Source organism: Frankia sp. R82 (assembly GCF_023716925.1).
Classification (GTDB): domain Bacteria; phylum Actinomycetota; class Actinomycetes; order Frankiales; family Frankiaceae; genus Frankia.
In genome coordinates, this window is record NZ_JAMQQG010000261.1 from 1 (window position 1) to 5478 (window position 5478).

Sequence of the window (5478 nt, forward strand, 5' to 3'; positions counted from 1 at the left end):
GACCAGGTGCACCAGGGCCTCGCCGGACACCGGGCCGGGCAGGCCGGCCAGCCGCGGACCCAGCTCGAAAGCGGCCACCCCGTAGGCCCGCCACCCGGCGAGCGGCAGGTCCGCCAGCACCCGGGCCAGGGCGCGCAGCGGCGCGTCGCCCGCCGGCTCCCCCCGCCAGGCCCCACCGAGGCGGTAGCGGATCTCGTCCCAGTAGACGACGATCTCACCGAGCGCACCGGTGCCGATGCTCCACTCGCCGTCGCGCTCGTAGACCGTGAAGGGCACCTCGGCGGTGCGCACCAGACCCACCGCGACGGCGAGCGGGTCGAGACCGAGCGCGAGGGCGCGCTCGTGGTAGGCCCGGGGCGCGGTCATCGGGACGTGCCGGAACGCGCACCGTCACGGTCCGCGGCCATCCGGGCGATGAGGCTGGCCGGGCGCAGGTCCGTCCAGTGGGTTTCGACGTAGTCGAGGCAGGACGCCCGATCGGCCGCGCCGTGCACGATGCGCCAGCCGGCCGGAACCGGCACGAACGTCGGCCACAGCGAGTGCTGCTCCTCGGCGTTCACCAGGACGTAGAAGCTGCCGTTCTCGTCATCGAACGGGTTCGTCGACATGCGGATCCCGGCTCCTCGGGTTCGGCTCACAACGATGAAACGGTAACTGAGGTTAGCTTTACTTAAGTTGTGGGTGTGAGTCCAGCCCTTTGGGAAGAAAGTCCCAACGCGACCCGCATCGGGAATGCCGGGCTAACTCAGCCGGCCGGCTTCCACCCGGACAGTCCGCGGCAGCCGCTCGACGGTCGTCGGACGGTGTGCGATGACAAGCAGTGTGCGTCCGGGCCGCAGCCGCTCGACGGCGTCCTCCAGCCGCCGGGCCGCCTGGGGGTCGAGATCGGCGGTCGCCTCGTCGAGCACCAGAACCGGCGGGTCGACCAGCGCCGCCCGCAGCAGTCCGACGATCTGCCGTTCCCCGGCGGACAGTCGCTCGCCGCGTGTCCCGAGGTCCGCGTCGAGCCCGCCGTCGAGTCCGTCGACCCAGTCGGTGAGGCCGAGCTGGGCGACGGCGCCTTCCATGGCGGCGCGGTCCGGTGCGCCCGGGGTCAGGGCCAGGTTCTCGGCCAACGTGCCGCCGATCAGATGCACCTGTTGCGGGACGAGCACAATGCGTTCCCGAACCTGCGCGGGGTGCACGGTGCGCAGATCGACCCCGCCGAAGCACACCACCCCGGAATCCGGTTCGTAGAGCCCGGTGAGCACCTTGGCCAACGTGGTCTTGCCCGAGCCGGTGACCCCGATGAGCCCCGCCCGGTCACCCGGCGGGAACGTCACGGAGACGTTTCGCACCACGTCGGTGTCGCCGTAGGCGAACGTGACCCCCCGCGCCGTCAGGTCGCCCCGCGCCGGCAGCCCGGCGTCCGCCGCGGCACCGTCCGGCGGTGCGGCTACGGGCGGGAGCACGGTCAGCAGATCCACCAGCCGAGCCAGGCCGACCCGGGCCAGCTGGGCCTGGCCGGCGATACCCGACAGGGTCAGCAGGCTTTCGAACAGGTTGCGGGTGGCCAGGACGAACACCACGACCGTGCCGACCCCGAGATGGTCGCCCCGCACCAGCCAGACGCCGAGCAGCAGCAGCGCCGCCGTGGCCAGACCCTCGAGCGCGCCGAAGAGCTCGAGGCGGCACTGGGCATCGATGGCCCGCTCGTTCGCCGTGCGCAGCTCGTCGTTGTCGCGCCGGAAGCGGCGTACCCACTCGTCCGGGCGCCCCGGCGCGACCAGCGCCTCGTGCGCGGTGAGAGTCTCGGTGAAGGTCGCCGTCATCGCCGCGTCCGAGGCGGCCTGCCGGCCGAACGTCCCGGCCGCACCCGCGTTGAACCAGCCGAGCACGCCGACGGCCAGCGGCAGGAACAGGGCGATGAGCAGCAGCGTCAGCAGCCACGAGTAGACCAGCAGCAGCCCGGTGGTCAGGACGACGGTGAGCGTGACGCCGATCAGGTTCGGCAGCTGGTCGCGCAGGAACAGGGTCAGGTCGGCGATCTCGCCGGTGGAGCGGCGCAGCAGGTCACCGGTGCGGTGCGCCTCGACGAAACGCAGCGGCGCGGCGGCGAGCCGCTCGACGACCAGATCCCGCAGCCCGCGGATGGTCCGCTCGCCGGCCCGCGACAGCAGCACCTCGGACTGCCGCAACAGCAGCATCCGGGCCACCACCACGACCGCCAGCACGGCGACCGCCCACCACAGGCGGGACCGGTCGTGATCGGTCACCGCGTCAACGCCCCAGCCGATCACCGGCGCGATCGCCACCACCGCGGCGGTGCTGGCGAGGCTGGCCAGCATCGCCCCGAACACGATCACCCGATGCGGTCGCAAATACGGCCAGAACCGCCGGAACACGCCCTTCGTCGACGGTTCCTCGGCCAGCACCCGACACTCAGCCACGACTGTCGCCCGCCCGCCCGCTCAGCACGTCCCGCTCCGGCACACCCGCTCCGCCGCCCTCGCCGGCCGCCGTCTCGGGGTCGACCGGGACGCCGTCCGGGCCCAGACACAGCACCCGGTCGGCGGCGGCCAGCACCGACGGACGGTGCGAGATGACGATCAGGGCGGTCCGCGGGGCCCAGGCCCGCAGCCGGTGCAGGATGGTGGCCTCGGTCGCGGCGTCCACCGCGGCGGTGACGTCGTCGAGAATCAGGACGTCCGGTCGTCCGAGCAGGCCGCGGGCCAGCGCCAGGCGTTGGCCCTGGCCGCCGGACACCGTCGCGCCACGCTCGCCGAGGGAGGTGTCGTAGCCGTCGGGCAGGCTCGCCACGAACCCGTCGACCGCGGCGACCTCGCTCGCGGCGCGCATCGCAGCCAGGTCGAACTCCCGGCCGACCCGCAGGTTGTCCGCCACGGTGCCGGCGAGGATGAGCGGTCGCTGCGGCACCAGCCCGACCCGGGCGGACAGGTCCACCCGGGCGACCCGGCGCAGGTCCACCCCGCCGAGACCGACCGTGCCGGTCTCGGGGTCCTCCAGCCGGCACAGCACCCGGGCCAGCGTCGTCTTGCCACTGCCGGTCGGGCCGGTGACCGCGACGAACTCGCCGGGACCGACCCGCAGGTCGACCGGCCCGAGCACGCGGCGGCCGTCGCGCACCGCGGTGACACCGCGGGCCACCAGCTCGCCGCCGGACGGTGGCACCTCGGCGTCGGCCGGGTCGTCGGCGCTGACCGCCGTGTCGAGCACCTCGGCGATCCGGGTGGCCGCGACCCGGGCCTGACCGCGTGCGGACAGCAGGTCCACCGCGATCGTGACCGCCAGCGTCAGCGTGGTCATCCATGAGGTGAAGGCGACCAGGCCACCGATGGTGAGATCGCCGCGCAGCGCGGCGGTGCCGCCGATGCCCAGGCCCGCCGCGATCGCGAGCCGCGGCACGGCCGGCGGGACGGACGTCCACGACGCCGAGATCCGCGCGGCGGCCATCGTGTGCTCGGTGAGCGCGGCGCTGCGCTCGTGGTGACGGCGCACCAGCTGGGTCTCGCCGCCGACGCCCCGCACGGCGGCGCTGGCCGTCAGCAGGTCGTCGACGGCGTCGGCGCGGGCACCGAAGGACTCGGACAACCGGTCGTTGGCGACGTCGAACCGGCCGGGAAAGTAGGCGTTGGCCAGCGCCACCAGCGGAATCGTCACCACCCCGACGACCAGCAGCAGCGGGTCGAGCAGGGCGAACGCGGGCAGCACCACCACGATCGTCACCGCGATCCGGATCCAGATCGACAGGCTCTGCACCCACAGCCGGATCAGGTCGACGTCCCGGGTGGCACGCATCGCCAGGTCACCGCGGCCGTAGCGGGCCAGGGCCGGTCGGTCGAAGGCGGCGACCCGTTCGACGATCGACGCCCGCAGTCCGTGGCCGACCCGCGCCGCGGCCCGGCCCGACCAGCGCAGCCCACCGATGCCACCGAGGGTGAAGGCGACCGCGACCAGCGCCGTGGGGATCGTCCAGCGCACCGTGGCGTCCACCGAGCCAGGGGTGATGCCCCGGTCCAGGGCCCGCTGCACGCACCAGGGCAGCGCGAGCATCGCACCCTGCTGGACGACCGTGGCCAGGGCGCCGAGGGTGAGCTCACGGCGCTGGCGCCGCAGCCGCTCCCGCAGCAGTCGCCGGCCCGTCGAGCTGTTCACACCCAGCACCATCCATCCCGCCTACGGCGTTGCCCGGCTCCCCGCGCGTGCGGCCACTCATGAGAAACTTAGGTATACATAACCTAATTTACCGATGTGACGTCAACCGTTGGGTCGAGGCATCGGTCGATGTGTCGAGATCGCGTCCGGGGTCGCCCCGGGTCGCGTCCGTGCCGGCTCGGGCGGCTCGGGCGGCTCGGGCGGCCGCGGAGTGCAGTGGGACGACCAGCGGCGTCCCGGACTCCGGGTCGGTGATGACCCGGCAGGCCAGACCGAAGACCTCATACACGAGCTCGGCGGTGACGATCTCGTTCGGCGGGCCCTGGGCGATGATCCGCCCGTCGCGCATCGCCACCAGCTGCCCGGCGTACCGGCTGGCCTGGTTGAGGTCGTGCAGCACCGCCACCAGGGTGTGGCCACCGTCCACCAGCAGTTCGGCGCACAGGTCGAGCACCTCGATCTGGTGGGCGATGTCGAGGAAGGTGGTCGGTTCGTCGAGCAGCAGGATCGGCGTCTGCTGGGCAAGCACCATGGCCAGCCACACCCGTTGGCGCTGCCCGCCGGAGAGCTCGTCGACCGCGCGGTCGGCCAGCTCCATGAGGTGGGTGCGCACCATCACCTCGGCGACGGCCTGCTCGTCCTGGCGCGACCACTGCCGCAGCAGCCGCTGGTGCGGGTAGCGACCGCGGGCGACCAGGTCCGCCACGGTGATCCCGGCGGGCGCGGTCGCCGACTGGGCGAGCAGCCCGAGCCGGCGGGCGACCTCCTTCGTTGGATAGGACGAGATCAGCTCACCGTCGAGGTGGACGGCACCGGCCTTCGGCCGCAGCAGCCGGACCAGCGCCCGCAGCAGCGTCGACTTGCCGCAGGCGTTCGGCCCGACGATGACGGTGAACTCCCCGTCCGGGATGTCGATGTCCAGCCCGCTGGCCACGACCCGCCGGTCGTACGCGAGTGTCAGTTCGTGTGCGCTCAGCCGCGCCATAGGCCGTTCCTTCTCCCACCGTCAGATGCCGTGCCTGCCGTCCGCACCGTCATGTGGGCCGCCGCCGGACGAGCAGGACGGCCAGGTAACTGCCGCCGACGACCGCGGTCGCCACGCCCACCGGCAGCTGGGTGGGCGCGAACAGCCGCTGTGCCGCCAGATCGCTGACGGCGACCAGGGCCGCACCGGCCAGCGCGGTCGCCACCAGCGGCGGTGTCGACGCCCCGCACAGCCAGCGGGCCAGCGGCGGCGCGGTGAGGGCCACAGCCTCCTGTTCGTAGCCGAGGGTGACCACCAATGTGCTTTCCTCGCCGGGGATCAGCCAGTTCACCACCCGC

The 5478-nt window shown here is 73.2% G+C and carries 5 protein-coding genes and 1 pseudogene; all 6 read right to left on the reverse strand.

From position 1 onward, the window contains the following. A pseudogene (locus tag ND747_RS19830) lies at window positions 1-366 on the reverse strand (salicylate synthase); the annotation flags it as partial. Beyond that, entirely contained in the window at window positions 363-608 is a 246-nt protein-coding gene (locus tag ND747_RS19835) for an MbtH family protein (RefSeq protein ID WP_251735322.1), read from the reverse strand. The pseudogene ND747_RS19830 and the gene ND747_RS19835, both read right to left, overlap by 4 nt. Before the next feature lie 132 nt (window positions 609-740). Beyond that, window positions 741-2429 (reverse strand): ABC transporter ATP-binding protein, encoded by a 1689-nt coding sequence (locus ND747_RS19840; RefSeq protein ID WP_251735323.1) that lies wholly within the window; start codon window positions 2427-2429, stop codon window positions 741-743. After that, window positions 2422-4155 (reverse strand): ABC transporter ATP-binding protein, encoded by a 1734-nt coding sequence (locus ND747_RS19845; RefSeq protein WP_251735324.1) that lies wholly within the window; start codon window positions 4153-4155, stop codon window positions 2422-2424. Before ND747_RS19845 ends, ND747_RS19840 begins: the two co-directional genes overlap by 8 nt. A gap of 88 nt (window positions 4156-4243) precedes the next feature. Beyond that, entirely contained in the window at window positions 4244-5140 is an 897-nt protein-coding gene (locus ND747_RS19850) for an ABC transporter ATP-binding protein (RefSeq protein WP_251735325.1), read from the reverse strand. A 49-nt stretch (window positions 5141-5189) separates the two neighbouring features. Then, a partial coding sequence (locus ND747_RS19855) for an iron chelate uptake ABC transporter family permease subunit (protein ID WP_251735326.1) occupies window positions 5190-5478 on the reverse strand: 289 nt, incomplete at its 5' end.